The organism is Bartonella sp. AP57NXGY (assembly GCF_042195805.1).
GTDB lineage: Bacteria > Pseudomonadota > Alphaproteobacteria > Rhizobiales > Rhizobiaceae > Bartonella.
Genome location: NZ_JBHIOZ010000511.1, coordinates 1 through 719 on the forward strand (window position 1 = coordinate 1; position 719 = coordinate 719).

General features: G+C 31.6%; 1 protein-coding gene. It reads right to left on the reverse strand.

Annotation, left to right across the window (positions count from 1 at the left end; translation table 11 throughout):
* A partial coding sequence (locus ACFIL8_RS11750) for a DnaJ domain-containing protein (protein ID WP_375689956.1) occupies window positions 1-348 on the reverse strand: 348 nt, incomplete at its 3' end.
* Window positions 349-719 lie beyond the last annotated feature (371 nt).

Here is a 719-nt window from a genome sequence, read left to right on the forward strand (position 1 = left end):
TATAGGTATTATTCCACAAATAATGAAAATTACATTCATGATACTACCAATTACATGCTCGGTATTATCTTGTCGTCTGTTCTCTTGCTTTCTACTAATTTCAGAAGCCTTGTCATTATCTTTAAAAGTTTTATGATAGAACTGATTGTAAGCAGCTCTCTTTTGAGGATCTTTAAGAACTTCATAGGCTTCACAAATTTTTCTGAATTTTTGTTCTGCTTCGGTACTAGAATTATGATCAGGGTGGTATTGCAGAGCTAATTTACGAAAAGCAGATTTTATCTGTTTATCGTTGCATGCGTAGCTTACACCAAGAATTCCATAATAATCGTCTTCATTTACTATCATTAAATACAGCCACTTTGTGTATTGCTCTTATTTTATAAGATCGTTTAATTGATCTCTTTTGAATGTATCGACATGTGTTATTTTTATGTTAGAAATATGGTGAACATTGTATTGAGTGGCATGGCTGTACTTGGGGCTATTGTCTCTAAATGAGAGGAGATACAGTTCAAAACGCTTAAAAATGCAGGGTGTTTTTAATATTTTAGAAATATTTTTTACAAAAATAGATTAAAAGAGAGACGATAAATCAAATATAAAAGGGATGGCAATAATAGCCAAGGTTGTCATTATTGTAAATAAACAGGCAGGAACCTTAAATCTAAAACGCCAAAGTAAACTTATGGGAACAGACATTATCGTTGTTATTACGA